This is a genomic window from Larkinella punicea (genome assembly GCF_003334855.1).
In the GTDB taxonomy this organism is placed as follows: Bacteria; Bacteroidota; Bacteroidia; order Cytophagales; family Spirosomataceae; genus Larkinella; species Larkinella punicea.
Map to the genome: position 1 here is coordinate 173,166 of NZ_QOWE01000004.1, position 15,662 is coordinate 188,827.

11 protein-coding genes are annotated in these 15,662 nt (G+C 53.5%); 2 read left to right on the plus strand and 9 right to left on the minus strand.

The window, feature by feature from the left end; all coding sequences use genetic code 11:
• Window position 1 precedes the first annotated feature (1 nt).
• The 4 genes from DUE52_RS06015 to DUE52_RS32575 all read right to left on the minus strand — a co-directional run bounded on the left by DUE52_RS06015 (window position 2) and on the right by DUE52_RS32575 (window position 3,815).
• Window positions 2-892, minus strand: coding sequence for a hypothetical protein (locus DUE52_RS06015; RefSeq protein ID WP_114405077.1), 891 nt, complete (start codon window positions 890-892; stop codon window positions 2-4).
• Window positions 893-937: 45 nt separating this feature from the next.
• Window positions 938-2,059, minus strand: a complete 1,122-nt coding sequence (locus tag DUE52_RS06020; RefSeq protein ID WP_114405078.1) for a hypothetical protein — start codon at window positions 2,057-2,059, stop codon at window positions 938-940.
• A gap of 241 nt (window positions 2,060-2,300) precedes the next feature.
• Entirely contained in the window at window positions 2,301-2,852 is a 552-nt protein-coding gene (locus DUE52_RS06025) for a hypothetical protein (protein WP_114405079.1), read from the minus strand.
• Between the two features lie 108 nt (window positions 2,853-2,960).
• Window positions 2,961-3,815, minus strand: coding sequence for a hypothetical protein (locus tag DUE52_RS32575; RefSeq protein ID WP_179954868.1), 855 nt, complete (start codon window positions 3,813-3,815; stop codon window positions 2,961-2,963).
• 146 nt (window positions 3,816-3,961) lie between these two features.
• On the opposite strand from DUE52_RS32575, the gene DUE52_RS06035 reads away from it, so the two are divergent.
• The gene (locus tag DUE52_RS06035; protein ID WP_114405080.1) at window positions 3,962-5,554 is read left to right on the plus strand and encodes a sensor histidine kinase; all 1,593 of its coding nucleotides are present in this window, start codon (window positions 3,962-3,964) and stop codon (window positions 5,552-5,554) included.
• Between the two features lie 22 nt (window positions 5,555-5,576).
• Here the strand turns inward: DUE52_RS06035 and DUE52_RS06040 are convergent, their stop codons facing one another.
• From DUE52_RS06040 to DUE52_RS06055, 4 genes are all read right to left on the minus strand, one after another.
• Complete coding sequence (locus tag DUE52_RS06040) at window positions 5,577-6,779, minus strand: lytic transglycosylase domain-containing protein (protein ID WP_229312078.1); 1,203 nt, start codon at window positions 6,777-6,779, stop codon at window positions 5,577-5,579.
• Between the two features lie 447 nt (window positions 6,780-7,226).
• The gene (locus DUE52_RS06045; protein ID WP_133299773.1) at window positions 7,227-8,309 is read right to left on the minus strand and encodes a lytic transglycosylase domain-containing protein; all 1,083 of its coding nucleotides are present in this window, start codon (window positions 8,307-8,309) and stop codon (window positions 7,227-7,229) included.
• A gap of 146 nt (window positions 8,310-8,455) precedes the next feature.
• Complete coding sequence (gene recQ / locus DUE52_RS06050) at window positions 8,456-10,588, minus strand: DNA helicase RecQ (protein WP_114405082.1); 2,133 nt, start codon at window positions 10,586-10,588, stop codon at window positions 8,456-8,458.
• Between the two features lie 169 nt (window positions 10,589-10,757).
• A complete protein-coding gene (locus DUE52_RS06055) occupies window positions 10,758-11,975 on the minus strand; it encodes a carboxypeptidase-like regulatory domain-containing protein (RefSeq protein ID WP_133299774.1) in 1,218 nt (405 codons plus the stop codon).
• Between the two features lie 289 nt (window positions 11,976-12,264).
• Here DUE52_RS06055 and DUE52_RS06060 point away from each other — a divergent pair, with 289 nt between their 5' ends.
• Complete coding sequence (locus tag DUE52_RS06060; protein WP_114405084.1) at window positions 12,265-14,178, plus strand: S9 family peptidase; 1,914 nt, start codon at window positions 12,265-12,267, stop codon at window positions 14,176-14,178.
• Between the two features lie 6 nt (window positions 14,179-14,184).
• On the opposite strand, the gene DUE52_RS06065 is transcribed toward DUE52_RS06060, so the two are convergent.
• Entirely contained in the window at window positions 14,185-15,384 is a 1,200-nt protein-coding gene (locus tag DUE52_RS06065; RefSeq protein ID WP_114405085.1) for a cytochrome-c peroxidase, read from the minus strand.
• Window positions 15,385-15,662: the final 278 nt, after the last annotated feature.

The window sequence follows — 15,662 nt, forward strand, 5'->3', positions numbered from 1 at the left end:
TTTACAACTTAAACAGATACAGCACCCCGACCATCAGACTCGTGCTCTGCCCGACATTCCGGCCGTCGGTAACGTAGCCCACCCGGGTGTTGACGCCGATGTTTTTGGGCTGCAATTTGCCGTACCATCCCACTGTCGTCGCCTGCATGTTGTTGGTCGGGAACGGCATGTCGTGTCGCCGGATGTAGTCGCCGTGGGTGCAGGAACTGCGTTCGGCCCAGAGTTCGGTCTGCCATTTTTTTCGCAGAATCCCCAGCCGCAGCCCCGCATCATAGGCGTTCGGAACGCTTACTTCGTTGGTGTTGTACACCCGGTCGTCGGCCTGGTAGGCATCGCGGTCGACGTTGATGTTACTCCGCCAGAGGTAGGTGCCGTGTGCATTAATGTACAGACCGGTTTTCGGGTGTTTATAATTGGCAATCAGCCGCCCCGAAACCGTCCGGCACTGCAACCCAATCGACATCGGCAGAAAATCCGGAACGTAATTGCCCACCGGCAACGAGGCTCCCGCTACGGCATGCAGCGAAAAACCGTGCGTCGACAGAATCCGGTATTTCAACCAGCCCGACAGATCCTGAAGACCTTTCTGGCCCAGCAGGTTGCCGGCACTGGTTTCCGTCCAGACGTAGGGCAGGCTCAGAATGACGTTCAACCGGTTGGTGATTCCAATGGCAGGCATCAGCATCACGTTTTGGGTCGTATGCGTGCCGATGTTGGAATTGGAGCGTTTGAGCGAGTTTTCCCAGTAGTCGGTCCAGGTGCTTTTGCCATACATCGCGGCCACGCAGACCGCCCCTTTGCCCATGTAAATGGCATCGTGCGGCATTTGCGCCTTTGCCTCGACCACGGCAAATACCGCACTGACTATCAGCAATTTGATAAAATTCCTCATGATATTAAATGGTGGATACGTGTCGGAAAGACCGATAAGAGATGTCTAGAACCAGCGGCTGAGCGAAACGGACACGGAATAATCGGCAAAAGCCGCATCACCGTGACGAACGCCAAGCGGATCGAGTTTGTCGGAGTAACTCTTGATCCGGTTGCGGTAGAGCGCCACCGGGACAGTCGCCGTGGCCGAGAATTTTCCGCGCATGTAGGCCAGGCCGGGTTCAACAGCCACGATGTAGCCGGGACGACGGAATCCTTTGCTTCCCCCAAAAACATCCGAAGACGGAATGCCTTCTACCCGACCGCCGAGCATCACGGCCAGCCCCGGAATCAGGGATATTGATTGGCTTAGACCCACCCGGGCGGCAAATTGATCCGCCACCGAGAAATAGCCCGTCACCAGATCGATGGTCGTTGCTTCGGGGCTGCGGAGCACGTTGTTCGTTTCGCGGGGATTGAAGAGGTAATAACCGGAAAAATACGCCGTCAGACCGCCGGTAAGCTGCGCATAGCCCTGACCTTCCACACTGAAGCCCACACCGCCGTCGCCCAACTGAATCGACTGATCGACCGGTTTGTTGACGATGTAGTCTCGTTTTTCCTTGTCCAGTTTGTGAAAATCGCCGGTTACGCCCGGATTGCCGGTCGGCAGTTTAACACCCACCCCCAGCGCCAGGTTGGCTTTCGAGAGTTTCGCCGGATTCACCAGCCAGTAGCTGCCCGAAATCCGTACATCGCCGATACCCTGCGAATAGGTATGGAAACGCTTTTGTTCGGGGTTGGCGGTCAGCGAATTACCATAATGTTCATACAGCGACGAGCGGTCGTTGTACTGAATCGGCAGGTTCACAGAAAAGGATAAACGGGGCGTTGCCAGGTAAGTGACGCCCAGATCGAGGGCGTGCGACAGGTTGATTACTTCGGTGTTTTGTTCCAGGCGTTCTTTCTGCTCGACGTCGCCCTTGAAATGCCGGAACGACCGGAAATACCGGTAGCCCATGTTCACCTGCCATTGGCCGGTGCGTTGTTTGAAAAAATCGGCCGAGGTGGCATTGCCCGGAACGGCACAGCCCATGTGCCGAACGGCTACGCAGCCCTGCGCCGATGCCTGGTAATACAAGATTGAAAGGCACAAAAAGGCCATTGAAAATCGGTAAAACGTTTTCATTGTTTTGAGTTGTCTGAGATGGTCATGACGTGGGTGGCGGGTGCGGCCAAAAGCCCACCAACCGCCCAACGGATGGATAAGAAACCAGTGATGAATACCCGGCAGCGTACGGAATGTACCGTCGAACCCATTTCGGGGCCACGAAGGATAAACCACAACTGCTTAGCGGGTTACGAGAATGAATGCGCACGATTCAGCCACGACCTGGGGGTCGCAGGAAACCGGCGAATCAATGAATCCATCAGGACAACAACTCGGGGGGAGGAGAATAAACCGGCAGACTGCGGGTCGACAAATGGGAAGTAAACGACGGAATTCGCACCAGCTTCTCGTTCCAGTCGTACAGGAAAAACCAGGTACGGGCGCGGTTGATGGGCGAATATTCCTTTAAAAACAATTTAAGCAGGTTATTGGCTTTTTTAGCCGATTCGGATGCGCCGGTGGCAAACTGCTCCTTCACGAAGGAAAGCAGATCGCGCTGAAAGAACGATTTGGCCTGGTTGACGTAGCCGGAGATGTGCAGCGTATCGCCCGAGACATCCAGATTAACAATTTCGTAGAAACTGCCCCGGTATTTAAACCCTTCCGGTTTGCTCTGCGTCAGAATGGCCTCATTGGGGTGTTTTTGAAGCGGTATTTGAAACTCGACAATGTGATCGACCGATGAAAAAACCGTAACCCGTTCCGACAATTCATGCTGTTCCTGCCACTGCACACCGACAAGCACCAGCAGATGCCCCAGCATGTGGTAAAGCAAGACAACGAATAAACCGAAGGAGATAAACCGTTTCACAAATCTTTATTCGGTAAAATTTACTCAAATATACTATATCCTTGGAATCTTGCTACTTTGTGCGAAAATTTTCAAATTGAATTTTGCGGTTTCAGGTCGTTATTACGCTTACTGAGCCGCGAGTTCCACCGTTAACGCAAACCGGGTCGGAGCCATTGTGGGGCCACTAAAACCACCTCCACCCCCTCCGCCGTACATGCCGCGTCGGCCATACATCCCGCCACCGTACATGCCACCACCCATGCCGCCCATGCCCATGTTGCTCGAATTGGACGAACTCTGCTTGGGCCGTTCCGGAACGCCGGATTCAAAACCGATGGCGAGGGGTGTTCCCGAACCGGGTTTGGCATTGAGCAAGGCCAGTGGAATCGTCAGATGGTAGACCAGCCGACCAGCTTTGTCTTCCAGTCGCCCCGTGATGCCGGACGGATCGCCGGTGGCCGACACCAGCATTTCGTCTTCGGCGACAAGGTGGATGAGTTTCATCTCGATTTTCCGGTCAATCAGTTGCTTCGTCATCGTCGACCGATCCGTGGGGCCGGCTTTGGCGCCCAACGCCACGGGGCGCCCGGTTGCGGGGTCCATTTCTTCGGGTAGCGGAAACTGAATACCGCGCCAGGTTTTTTTCTTGCCTTTCTGATCGAGCCAGATGGTGCTGCCGAACAGCAGGGATTTAAACTGATCCTGGTCGTTGTCCAACTGGAATGTCAGGAACAATTTGTCTGCATTGTTCACGGCCACCACGTGGACTTTCGCGTTTTCCAGAAAAACTTCCGGACGCGACGTACTGTCGGCGGTTGCTCCGGTAGCAGTTGGCACACTGGTCCAGGTACTTTTTACCGGAACCGATTTTTGAGCCACGGCCACCCCGGCGGCCAGAAATATCAATATACCGATCAATGCGTTTCGTTTCATTGCCTGAGTTGAGGAGTAGGGAATGAACGGATTTTCACCCGTTTTCATAGGCGTGCTAAGGTACGGTTTTTTCGTGGAAAGGCATAGCGAACGACAATCGCTCCGCTTCTTCGCTACTTTTTTAGCCACCGGACGACACAAAAGACGGTTTCCATTAGTTTATTTCGGAAGGAAGTCGCACCGATCCACACGCTATGAGTTCTACCCCAACCCACTTTAGAAATAGCCCGTCTGCGGAGGAACAGCTTGTCCTGATGCAGGCCATCCTGGATGCCTCACAAAATGTCATGGCGTATTGTGTCCCGATGCGCAACGAGCAGGCCCAAATCGTTGATTTTTCGTATCGGATTGCCAACCAGGGTCTCGCTCAGTTGTTGGGTATCGAACGGAGCCAGATCATGGAAAAGCCGTTGACGCACTGGTTTCCGAACGCAAGGGAACTGGGCTTGTTTCAACAGTATGTCGACGTAATTGAAACAAAAGAGTCCAGAATTGTTGAATTTCCCTATGGTGACCAGGCTTGTGACGGTTGTTTCCTCATTACTGCCACTCCTCTGCAGGAGGGTATCGTGCTTTCATTTGTGGATATTACCGACCAGAAACGGGCCAGAGTGGCCCAGCAGGAACAGGCTGAACTCTTGCAGGCAACGCTGGATGCATCGTTGAATAGTACCATCGCCATGCGGGCGATACGGGACGACTCCGGGCAGATCATCGACTTCCTGATGCAAACCGCCAACCGGGCTGTCGAACGGGATCTGTTTCTGCCACCCGAGAAAATTGCCGGACACCGGCTGCTGGCGGTTTTTCCCGGCAACATCGAATCCGGCCTGTTCGAATTCTACCAGCGGGTGGCCGATACGGGAAAAACTGATCAAACGACGCAGTATTACATCGACGCAAACGGATTGGAAGCCTGGTTCACGGTGGCCGCTGTCCGGCAGAGCACCGACCAGATTGTGATCACGTTTATGAACATCACCGAGAGCAAATTGCAGGAACTGCGGTTGAAGAAATCCAATGAGGATTTACTGCGATCCAACGAACTGCTGGAACAGTTTGCCTATGGTGCCAGCCACGATTTGCAGGAACCGCTGCGGAAAATTCAGGCGTTCGGCGATCTGCTTCTCGATCAGTATGGGAGTCAGTTAGGCGATGGCGCCACGGTTTTGCAGCGAATGCAGTCGGCCGCCAGCCGGATGTCCGGGTTGATTCAGGATTTGCTGATGTATTCCCGGCTTTCTACGCAAAAACCCGCTCCGGTTGCAGTATCACTAAATTCGTTGATCAACGATGTGCTGTCGGATTTGGAACTAATGATTCAGGATAAAAACGCCGTCATTGAAGTCGATTCACTGCCCACCATCAACGGTAGTGTCAGCCAGTTGCGGCAACTGTTTCAGAACCTGCTCATCAATGCCCTGAAATTCTCGTTCCCAAACACGCCCCCTCACATTCGAATTTCGTTTCGGGAGGTGCGACTGGGTGACTTACCGGCGGGGCTGGTCTTTCCGGTTCTGCCCGTCGCGCTGAAACCGCTCCAGAAAACGATCCGGTTTTTTGAAATCAGCGTTCAGGACAACGGGATTGGTTTCAAAACCGAATACCGCCACCAGATTTTTAAAGCCTTCCAGCGTTTACACAGCCAGAACAGCCAGTACGCCGGAACCGGCCTGGGATTGGCGATCGTAAAAAAAGTCGTCGAAAACCACTTTGGAGCGATTCTGGCAGAAAGCCGGGAAGGCCAGGGGGCGGTTTTTCGGATTTACCTGCCGACGAGTTATTGATTTTAAACGTTTATAAGAGATGTTATAAGGCCTTCCAGGTCACAATCCACCCCGCTTTTAACGCTTCCAGATCCGGCAACGGGATTCCACTTTCTCCCGTTGAAACATCGACGGCGATCAGGGGCAGAGACGTTAGCGTGCGGTTTTTCAACGACCAGACCTTCCGGGTGCGAAAATACATCCTGCCGTTGGTCACGTCCACGTCCTCCAGCAAGGCATACAGCAAATCGCCCTCCTCAAAACGGATGCCCTCTAACTCGACTCCCCGAATCAGCGTGAACGTCCACACCTGCCCCACTTCTACCTTGCCCGCTTCCACCAACTTCGCCCGTAAACCGTTGTGAACCAGTGCCGATAGCTTAGCCAACTGCATCTCATCCACTTTCCGGCGCGATTCGTCCGGCAGCGCAGGCAAGGCGAGTGCGGTAGTGCCCGCCGGGCCTACTGCTTCCTCAGCCAGCGTCTCCGACAGCAAATCGGCGTCGGGATCATCCACCTCTTCGCCCGGCAACGGACTGCTCAGATAGGCAATCGTTTCGCTGTCGATCAGGTGATCATAAGCCCGGTAGTTTGTAAGCAGTTCTTTAAACGCCACGATCCGGTAGAGGTAATGGCCGGTTTCCGGGTTCAGTTTGAGGTAATAATAATCCGTCTCCTGCTGCCGCCGGATGTTTTTCAGCAAATTGCCGATTCCCATGTTGTAGGCAGCCGCGACCAGCGTCCACGACCCCAACTGATCGTGCAGATACCGCAAATACCGGCAGGCGGCATTGGTTGATTTTTGCAGATCCTGCCGTTCATCCCGACCAACCCGGGTGGTCAACCCCAGTTCGCGGGCGGTGGCCGGCATCAATTGCCAGTAGCCCATCGCCCCTTTCGGCGACACCGCCCGGCTTCGCAGCGCACTTTCGACCAGTGGCAGGTACTTGAAATCCGGCGGAATCTGGTAGTGGGCCAGAATGGGTTCGATGGCAGCAAAGAAACCAGCCGCCCGAATTCGCAACCGGTACAACGCCCGGTTCCGGGTCGCATGGTCCGCCAGCGCCTTCATCAACCGCCGGGCAACCTGCTGCTCCTGTGTCGGCACGGTTTCTCCGCAGAAAGACAGGGGCGGTAATTCATTCTCCCGCAACATTCCGACGGAGTCCACCAGGCTATTGTTGCCGTAGGCTCCCGAACCAATACTGATCCCGACTATCAACATCATTCCGAACCACAAACGCATAGCGACCAGGAAATTTATGCTTAGACGCCGGGAATGATGGAGAGTAACGCCGAAACCGCACAGCTTCGAAAATCGATTTCGGAAGTCAGTTTATTCGTTCACTAAAAGTTACTTTTCTACTGGCTTCATTCCTTTATTTACCAAAGATGATGCCCTATCGGGGCTTAACAGCGCAGCGTCGGTAGATCGATCAGGTGATTCAATCATTCAATGTGCCGTCAGGTACATAGCATTCGGTAGAGACAGGGCTGTCGCGTGCCTGATGGCACGCAAAGAAATCGGGTCATTCTTTGTACCTACCGATGCTTCGCTGTTAAGCCCCTGACAGGGCAAAATCCATTCCTGTCCCTCCTGTTCTGTCACCCCTAAAATAACTTGACAATCAATTTATTATCAATAAAAAAGGGACGCAAGCGTCCCTTTTTTATACTGAAATCATTTCGATTACTACACCCAATCCCAATCGAAGAGGGGCTGCATTTTGCGTTTGGCGGCCAGGAAAACCTGCCACAGCCGCGTTCGGCGGAACCGCAGCACCCGCAGACCCAGCAATCCGGCCATCGCCGTCGGGGTTTGGGCGGCAGAAGCCGTCATGGACGTGGAACCGGCATCCGAAGCACCGCTGGTATCTTCCGATTCACCAATGATTTGTGCGAGGGCTTCTTCCAGTAGATTCCGGCTGCGTGGTCCCCAGGTAGGCTCAGGTTCGAGACCCGGTTCGCCGGAGGCATGAATAATGGGTTCAACACCCGGCTGGAAACGCTCGCCCGGTAAAGGCCGGGTCAGATCGGCCAGCACGGCGGGGCTCAACATATCGCTGTACATCCTGGGGCGGGTCAGCAACTCTTTATAGGCCAACACACGGTACAGATACGTACTGGTTTCGCGGTGGAGCCGCAGGTTGTAATAACTCCGGATGCCCTGTTGGTCGATGCGGTTTTGAACGTGGGTAACGCCACTGTTGTAAGCGGCCGCAACCAGCGTCCAGGAACCCAATTCGCGGTGCAACTCACGCAGGTACCGGCAGGCGGCCACGGTCGACTTGTAAAGATCCCTCCGTTCGTCGAGTCCATGTCTGACAATAAGGCCATTGTCGCGGGCGGTTTGGGGCATCAACTGCCAGTAGCCACCTGCACCCTTGGGGGATGTGCTGGTGCCCGACAAGTCGCTTTCAACCAATGGCAAGTACTTAAAGTCTTTGGGAATGTTGTACTTGGCCAGAATGGGTTCGATGACCGGAAAAAACTTAACCGCCCGTTTCCGAAGCCGGAGCAGATAATCCCGATGACGGGATTGTTTAAGCAAAACCGTTACCCAACGTCTGGTAACATTGGACTGCCGAAGGGGAACAAACTCCCCGCAAAATTGAACGGGTTGTAAACTTTGGATGGTTTCAGTTCCCGGCAACCTTACACTAACGGTGCCATTGGAGTGGGACGTAAACTCTCTTGAATGTACGTCCAGAGGTGCCGACAAACCAATGGTTTTAAGCGTCGACAGCATCAGAATAATACTTGCTTCTTTTATCAAAACAGACTTAGTTGTTGTTTACGTCAACACGACGGTCACGGTTTAATAAAAAGTCATTCATACGAAGCTAGTTGATTTTCTGGACTTTACCAAATTCAGGTCTGTATAAATTACTAAACGGCAATCCTACTAACGCCATAGAATACTCAGAGAATACGGCCGAGCAGGGCGGCCACAATCCGGATTTTGGTGTAATCGTAGCGCCCCTGCAACGCATCATACACGGGCTTTAACGCGTTGTTTTCCACCCCCACCCGGGCAATGGCCCGCTCAATCTCAAGGCGGTCGGCGGTGTCGACCAGAGCCGCCAGATCGACCTCATATCCGTTGCCGGCGAGGTAGATTAAATGCATCGCGATGGTCGACGAAGACAGCTTCCGCTCCTCCGCAATTTCGTCAACGGTTTTGCCCTGCTGGTAGAGTTCGAAGGTTAGTAAATGCGTTGAACCTTTCAAGGTCGTGCCTTCACGCGCCTGGCCGGTCAAAAACCCGGCAATGACTTCCATAAACCGTTTCCCGAACAATTGCAGCTTCCGGTCGCCCACCCCGCTCACATTTCGGAAGGCTTCGGGCGTAGTGGGGCGCAGGCGGCTCATTTCCTCCAGCGACGAATCCGTGAAAACCACATACGGCGGCACATTCTGTTCGTCGGCCAGTTGTTTCCGCAACACCCGCAACCGCTCGAAGAGATCGTCGCGAACCGTCTCGGTTTTGGTCTTCGGTTTTTGTTCGGACTTGAGCTGGGCCGCATCTTCCGGCTTGATCAGTTGGATTTTTCGATCCTGAAACAAAACCGCATCCGCCAGAATCCCGCGTCGCAACGAATAGTGGTCGTCGTAAGCAATCTCAATAACCCCGATGTTGATGAGTTGCTGGATATAACTCCGCCACTCGTCAAATTTCAGATCACTGCCCGCGCCGTAGGTTTTAATCAGGTGGTAATTATTCTGCATCACGGTCTGGTTCCGCGAACCGCGCAGGACGTCGATCAGCGTATTGACCGGCACCTGTTCCTTCAGCCGGACAATCGCGGAGAGGGCTTTCTGGGCCAGCACGGTGCCGTCGAACATCACCCGTGGATTCTGGCAAACATCGCAGTTGCCACAGGGTTCGCTCAGTTCTTCCGAAAAATAACTCAGCAAAACCTGACGCCGGCACGAATGCGCTTCGGCATACTGCTGAATCCGCTCCAGTTTCGCCATTTGCAACCCCAGATTGGCGGGGGCATTTTCGGACAACATTTCCTTCCAGCTTGCCACGTCGGCAAAGCTGTAGAACAAAACCGTATCGGCGGCAGAACCGTCGCGCCCGGCCCGACCGATTTCCTGGTAAAAACTTTCCAGGTTTTTGGGCATGTTATAATGAATCACCCAGCGCACGTTGGATTTGTCGATGCCCATGCCAAAGGCAATGGTGGCACAGATGATGCGAATGTCGTCCCGAACAAATTCTTCCTGTGCCTGCGAGCGGCTTTCGGCACTCATCCCGGCGTGGTAGTAGCCGGCCCGGTAGCCCTTTTCCTGCAGTTTGGCAGCCAGGCTTTCCGTCGATTTCCGGCTCTGGCAGTAGATAATGCCGGAGTTATCGGGCTGCAGGGCCAAAAACCGTTCGATCTGCTGAATGCGTTTCAGTCCGGGTAATACCTTCAGGCTCAGGTTCGGGCGGTTGAAGGACGCCACAAAAACCGCCGGATCGTTCAGGTGAAGCTGGTTGATGATGTCCTGGCGGGTCAGTTTGTCGGCGGTGGCGGTCAGAGCCGCCACCGGCACGTCCGGAAAATGCTTTTTCAGCATCGCCAACTGCGTATATTCCGGGCGAAAATCGTGCCCCCAGGATGAAATACAGTGGGCTTCGTCGACGGCAAACAGGCTGATTTGCAAGGTCTTCAGAAATACGAAAAACGATTCCGACAGCATTTTTTCGGGCGAAACGTAAAGGAGTTTCAATTTGCCGGCCTGGCAATCCTGCTCAATTTCCCGCTGCTCGCGGCTGCTCTGGGTGCTGTTCAGAAAAGCCGCCGGAATTCCGTTCAGCAACAGGGCTTCGACCTGGTCTTTCATCAGCGCAATCAGGGGTGACACCACCAGGCAAACACCCGGTTTCATCAGCGCCGGAATCTGAAAGCACACCGACTTCCCTCCGCCCGTCGGCATCAGCACGAGCGAATCGCGGCCATCCAGCAAGGTCCGGACGACGGTTTCCTGCATGGGCCGGAACCGGTCGTAGCCGTAGTATTGCTTCAGAACATCAACAGGTTTCAGTGTTTTTGTTTCGTTCATTGGTTTTGTTGGTTTTACCCGCCCTGACAGCGGTCGAAGACCCTGTCAGCGGCCCTTTACGATCTGCCTTGCCGCTGACAGGGTCTTTTCAATCTGACCTGCCGCTGCCGGGTCCTTTTTCAATCTGACTTGCCGCTGACAGGGTCTTCGACCGCTGTCAGGGCGGGCTTCAGGGCCGTTCGGCATCCGTCAGCAGAATGGTATTGAAATTCCCCCAGAAGCGGTCGTCCAATCGGCCGTTCTGCTTCGGCAGGTTTTCGGTGGTCGTCAGCACTTCCATTTCTTTAACGGCCTGACCGTTGGATCTGGCGTATTCACCGGTGCCAAAATGCAAGTCAATAACCGCCATCATCGGCGAATTCGCGGCAACTGAAAACTGCGTTTCCAGCACCAGCCGTGCGTCCTGCAAAAACCATTTGCCATTCAACTGGCGGTATTGGCTATGGCTATAAATCCGCTTTACTTCCTTTTTCGAACGCCCGCTCAAGTTCTCAAAAACCGCTTTCAGATTGGTTTTCAACACTTCGTTTGTGGCTTCGGGTGTAAATTCATACGCAATCCGGACGATGGCCCGGCTGGCGGTATCGATCAGCACCTCGCCTTTCCGGGCCACCCGAACCCGCCGACCCGCCACCGGGGCAAACGCCAGCCGGTAAGCCGGGCGGTTGTCGCAGCCCGTCAGAACCGAATCCAGCCGGAATTCGTAATCGTTCAGGTTGTCGCCGTCCCAGTACTCCGGCGGCCCCAGGTCCATGCTGCGCGTCACAATGGTGGCTCCGTTCGGAAACGCGTAGCCTTCCAACGCTTTCGGCAGCGGATTCCGTACAGCCTGCCGCCCTTTCACCAGCTTTACTTTTTCCGGCAATTCGTTTTGTACACTGGGCAGCTTTTCCACTTTCAGAATGGCTTCCCGCACGTTCCAGCAAGCGGTGTCGGTCGAAAGTGTCTCGCGGTAAAAACCGGTTAACGCGGTGGGTGTCGCCTGAAAATTGGTACGAATGGCTTTCAGGGCCGAAAAAACCAGCAACCGCCCGTCGGTTTGTTTCCGGAACGAAACCGCCAGTGGGGTCCTGACCACGGGTTCCAGCCTTATAACAACGGAATCGACCGGTTTCAGGTTTCGAAAGGGCACGATGACATTCTGGTAACCCGCTGCCGAAATGACACCATCTTTCTGCGAATCGATTTTAGGGTAGTTCAGCGAAAAGCGCCCTTCCCGATTCGCCAGGGTTCCCCAGGCTTTGCCACTGACGCTGATGTAGGCAAATTCGACCGGTTTTCCCGTCGATTGGTCCACAACCTGCCCCTTCACCTGCTGATAGCCCTGGCCAAATGAACCCTGTATGCCCGCCAACAGGAGGTAAAATACGCCTAAAAACCGCTTCATCCGGTAAAAATTAAAGAACCCAAAACCGAGTTCAGGGGAGCCGGACGAGCCTGGTTCAGTTTTCAAAAATACGAAATCCGGCCCGTTTTTCCCCTAAAATGGACTGTAAACATAAGGCAAGTTTTTGATTGCCTGTACAAAAAATAACAATAGTTTTTCCAAGTAGCGACCTACTTTTGATCAGTTACACCCGGCGATTCTACAGACCGGAAACGGGTCGATGGGCGCGCCGTCCAAAAATGCCGGATTATCCGTAAGTTTGAAGCCGAAAGACTTCTTCTGACTTCCCATGAAAAAAACAGGATGGCTTGGCGGCTTTTTGCTGCTCTCACTGGCCACGCAGGCGCAAAATCCGCTCACCCCCGAACAACTCTGGAAATGGGGACGGGTGTCGGGGCTGGGCACTTCCAAAGACAAAAACTCGGTTATCTATTCCGTCAGTACACCCAATGCGGAGGAAAACAAAAGCATTCGAAAAACCTATAGAATACCGCTGACTGGTGGAACCGCAACCGAAATCCCGAACGCCGACAGCTTGCTGGTCAACACGAAAATTTCGTCGGATGGCAAGTTTATCATCAGCAGTGAGGCCGTAAAACTGGAAGACATTACCAGCACCGACAAATATCCCGATCTGAAAAAATCGAATGCGTACGTCTACACCTCACTGAATTACCGCCATTGGGATACGTGGGAAGACGGCAAATACGACCACGTCTTTGTGGCTCCACTGGTGAACGGAAAACCGGGAGCGGGCAAGGACATTATGCCGGGCGAAAAGTTCGACTGCCCGCAAAAACCGTTCGGTGGCGACGAAGATTTTATCTGGAATCCCGACGGCAAACACATCGTGTATGTGACCAAGAAGAAAACCGGCACGGCCTACGCGGTTAGTACCAATACGGATTTGTACGAATACGACATCACGACGGGAACGACCAAGAATCTGACCGAAGAAAACAAAGGCTACGATGTCAATCCTGAATACAACGCCAAAGGGCAACTGGCCTGGCTGCAAATGAAACGCGACGGCTACGAAGCTGACAAACAGGATTTGATCGTCTGGAACGGCATCACCAAAATGAACCTGACCGGCCAACGCGACGACCTTCACGTTCAGGGGTTTAAGTGGAGCCTGGACGGTTCTGCGCTTTTCTTCACGGCACCCATCGACGGCACGATTCAGTTGTTCAAGGTGACGTATCCGGGGCTTACGAAAATGATGCCGATCATTACGCAGCTTACCAAAGGCGATTTCGACGTCACCGGCATCGTCGGGCAAGCGGCCAATACCCTCGTCGTTTCCCGCACCGACATGAACCAACCAACCGAATTGTTCACGGTCGATCTGGCAAACGGCGCGATGACGCAGCTCACCCACGTGAATGATGCCGTGCTGAAAACCACCGGAATCTGCAAAACCGAACGCCGTTTTGTAACGACTACCGACAACAAAAAGATGCTGGTGTGGGTCATTTATCCGCCCGGTTTCGACGCGTCCAAAAAATACCCGACGCTGTTGTACTGCCAGGGTGGCCCGCAATCGGCACTGACCCAGATGTACTCCTACCGCTGGAATTTTCAGTTAATGGCGTCGCAGGGTTACATCGTGGTGGCACCGAACCGCCGGGGTATGCCCGGACACGGAACCCAGTGGAATGAGCAGGTCAGCAAAGACTGGGGTGGGCAGGTGATCCGGGATTATCTGAGCGCCATCGATGCCGTTTCCAACGAACCGTATGTGGACAAAAACCGCCTGGGCTGCGTCGGTCCGAGTTTTGGCGGCTACTCGGTTTTTGCGCTGGCGGGGGTTCACAACAAGCGGTTTAAGTCCTTCATTTCGCACGATGGCGTCTTCGATTTCAAGAGCATGTATGGCACTACCGAAGAGCTATTTTTTGTCAACTGGGACTTTGGCGGATCGTACTGGGACAAAAAGAACGCAGCCGCCCAGCGTACCTACAGCCAGTCGCCGAGCAACTTCGTGGACCGCTGGGACACGCCGATTTTCATCATTCAGGGGGGCCGCGACTACCGCGTTCCGATCGAGCAGGGTTTGCAGGCGTTTCAGGCCGCCCAGTTGCGGGGCATCAAAAGCAAATTGCTCTATCTGCCCGACGAAAACCACTGGGTGCTGAGTGCGCAGAATGCGCTGGTGTGGCAGCGGGAGTTTTTTTCGTGGTTGAAGGAGACGTTGAAGTAAACCCGCTCAATCCATATTGCCTTTGACTTTCAGGCCGCTGGGGACACGCGTCAGCACGGTTTTGTCGAAGGTGTCGTCATTAAGCGTGTTCAGGAATTCAACGATGCCGGAAATGTCGCGGAAATTCACGTTCATCTGGGTGGCCAGTGGGTCCATCTGGCTGGCTGAAACGTGCGGGTTGAGAATTTTTCCGCCCGAAATATCTTCGTAAAACTGCAGAACGTGTTCCAGCGTGACGAACTTTCCGCTGTGCATGTAGGGGGCCGTATAGCGAAGATTGCGCAGGGTTGGCGTCCGAAAGGCATAGTCGTTGTTAATACCGGTATCCGATTCTTTCCGGTTTTGTGTGTCGGGAACGCCCAGGGTGTGCAGCTTAAAGTCGGACAGCATCGGGCCGTTGTGGCATTTGGCACAGCCGGTTCTCAGAAACAGATTCAGCCCATCCTTTTCACTCAGCGACAGCGCGTTACTGTCACCCCGCATGTACTGATCGAAGCGGGAGTTGTTGGCCACCAGCGTTCGTTCATAGGCGGCAATCGCTTTCGCCATATTTTTGGCGTGAACCGGGTTTGCTTCGCCCGAAAACGCTTCGGAAAACAGCGTCTGGTATTCAGGGATTCGGCGGATTCGGGCGATAATTTCGTCCAGAACGGCTTCTTCCGCAAACGAATGTCCGCGCATTTCTTCGAGTGTTTTGATGGGCAGCAAGGCCTGTTCTTCCAGACTTTTGGCCCGCAAATCCCAGAACATGGGAGCTAGCCGGGGATCATAGTCGACTTGGTTCTGGATTCCGTTAAAGGCCGTGTTGAGAACAGATTGGGAGTTTCGTTTGACGAACGGAATGGTGTTCGGAAGCCGGAACTGCCGCTTGCTGTCGCTGCCGGTTCCGTTGACACCAATGGAGGTTTCCAGAAATTCGGCGTAATTAAATTCCGGCTGGTGGCAGGTGGCACAGGCGACATCCCGGTTGCCGGACAAAACCGGATCATAAAACAGAAACCGCCCCAGCTCGACTTTTTTCGCATTCGTCGGGTTGTCCGGCGGATCGGTAACCGACTTCGGCAAAGCCCCCAAAACGGCGATGGATTCCGAGATTTTCTTTTCCCGCTTCTGCTCCGCGTCCTGATTACGGCCACAGGAGACCATAACAAAAAGCAGAACACTCAGAATCGGCCCGGGAAATTCATTGAAAAAACAGCACTTCATTGGCAATCCATACGGGTATTCACACCTGACTAAAGCCGCTGGTTCTCAGAATTTACTACTTCAATGGCCGATTTTTCACCGCCCTTTCGCCTATTCCTGATCTAGCTTTCGAGAAACGAATAATGCAAAGACGATTAACGAAGAAAAAAATATCTACAAAAATGGAAAGAATTAAATTAGTTTATCCTGCTATTTATATAACAATTTCAACCATATTTTATAAAAAACATCTACTAGTTATTATATACTTTATGTATTCATTTTTAATAACTATATTT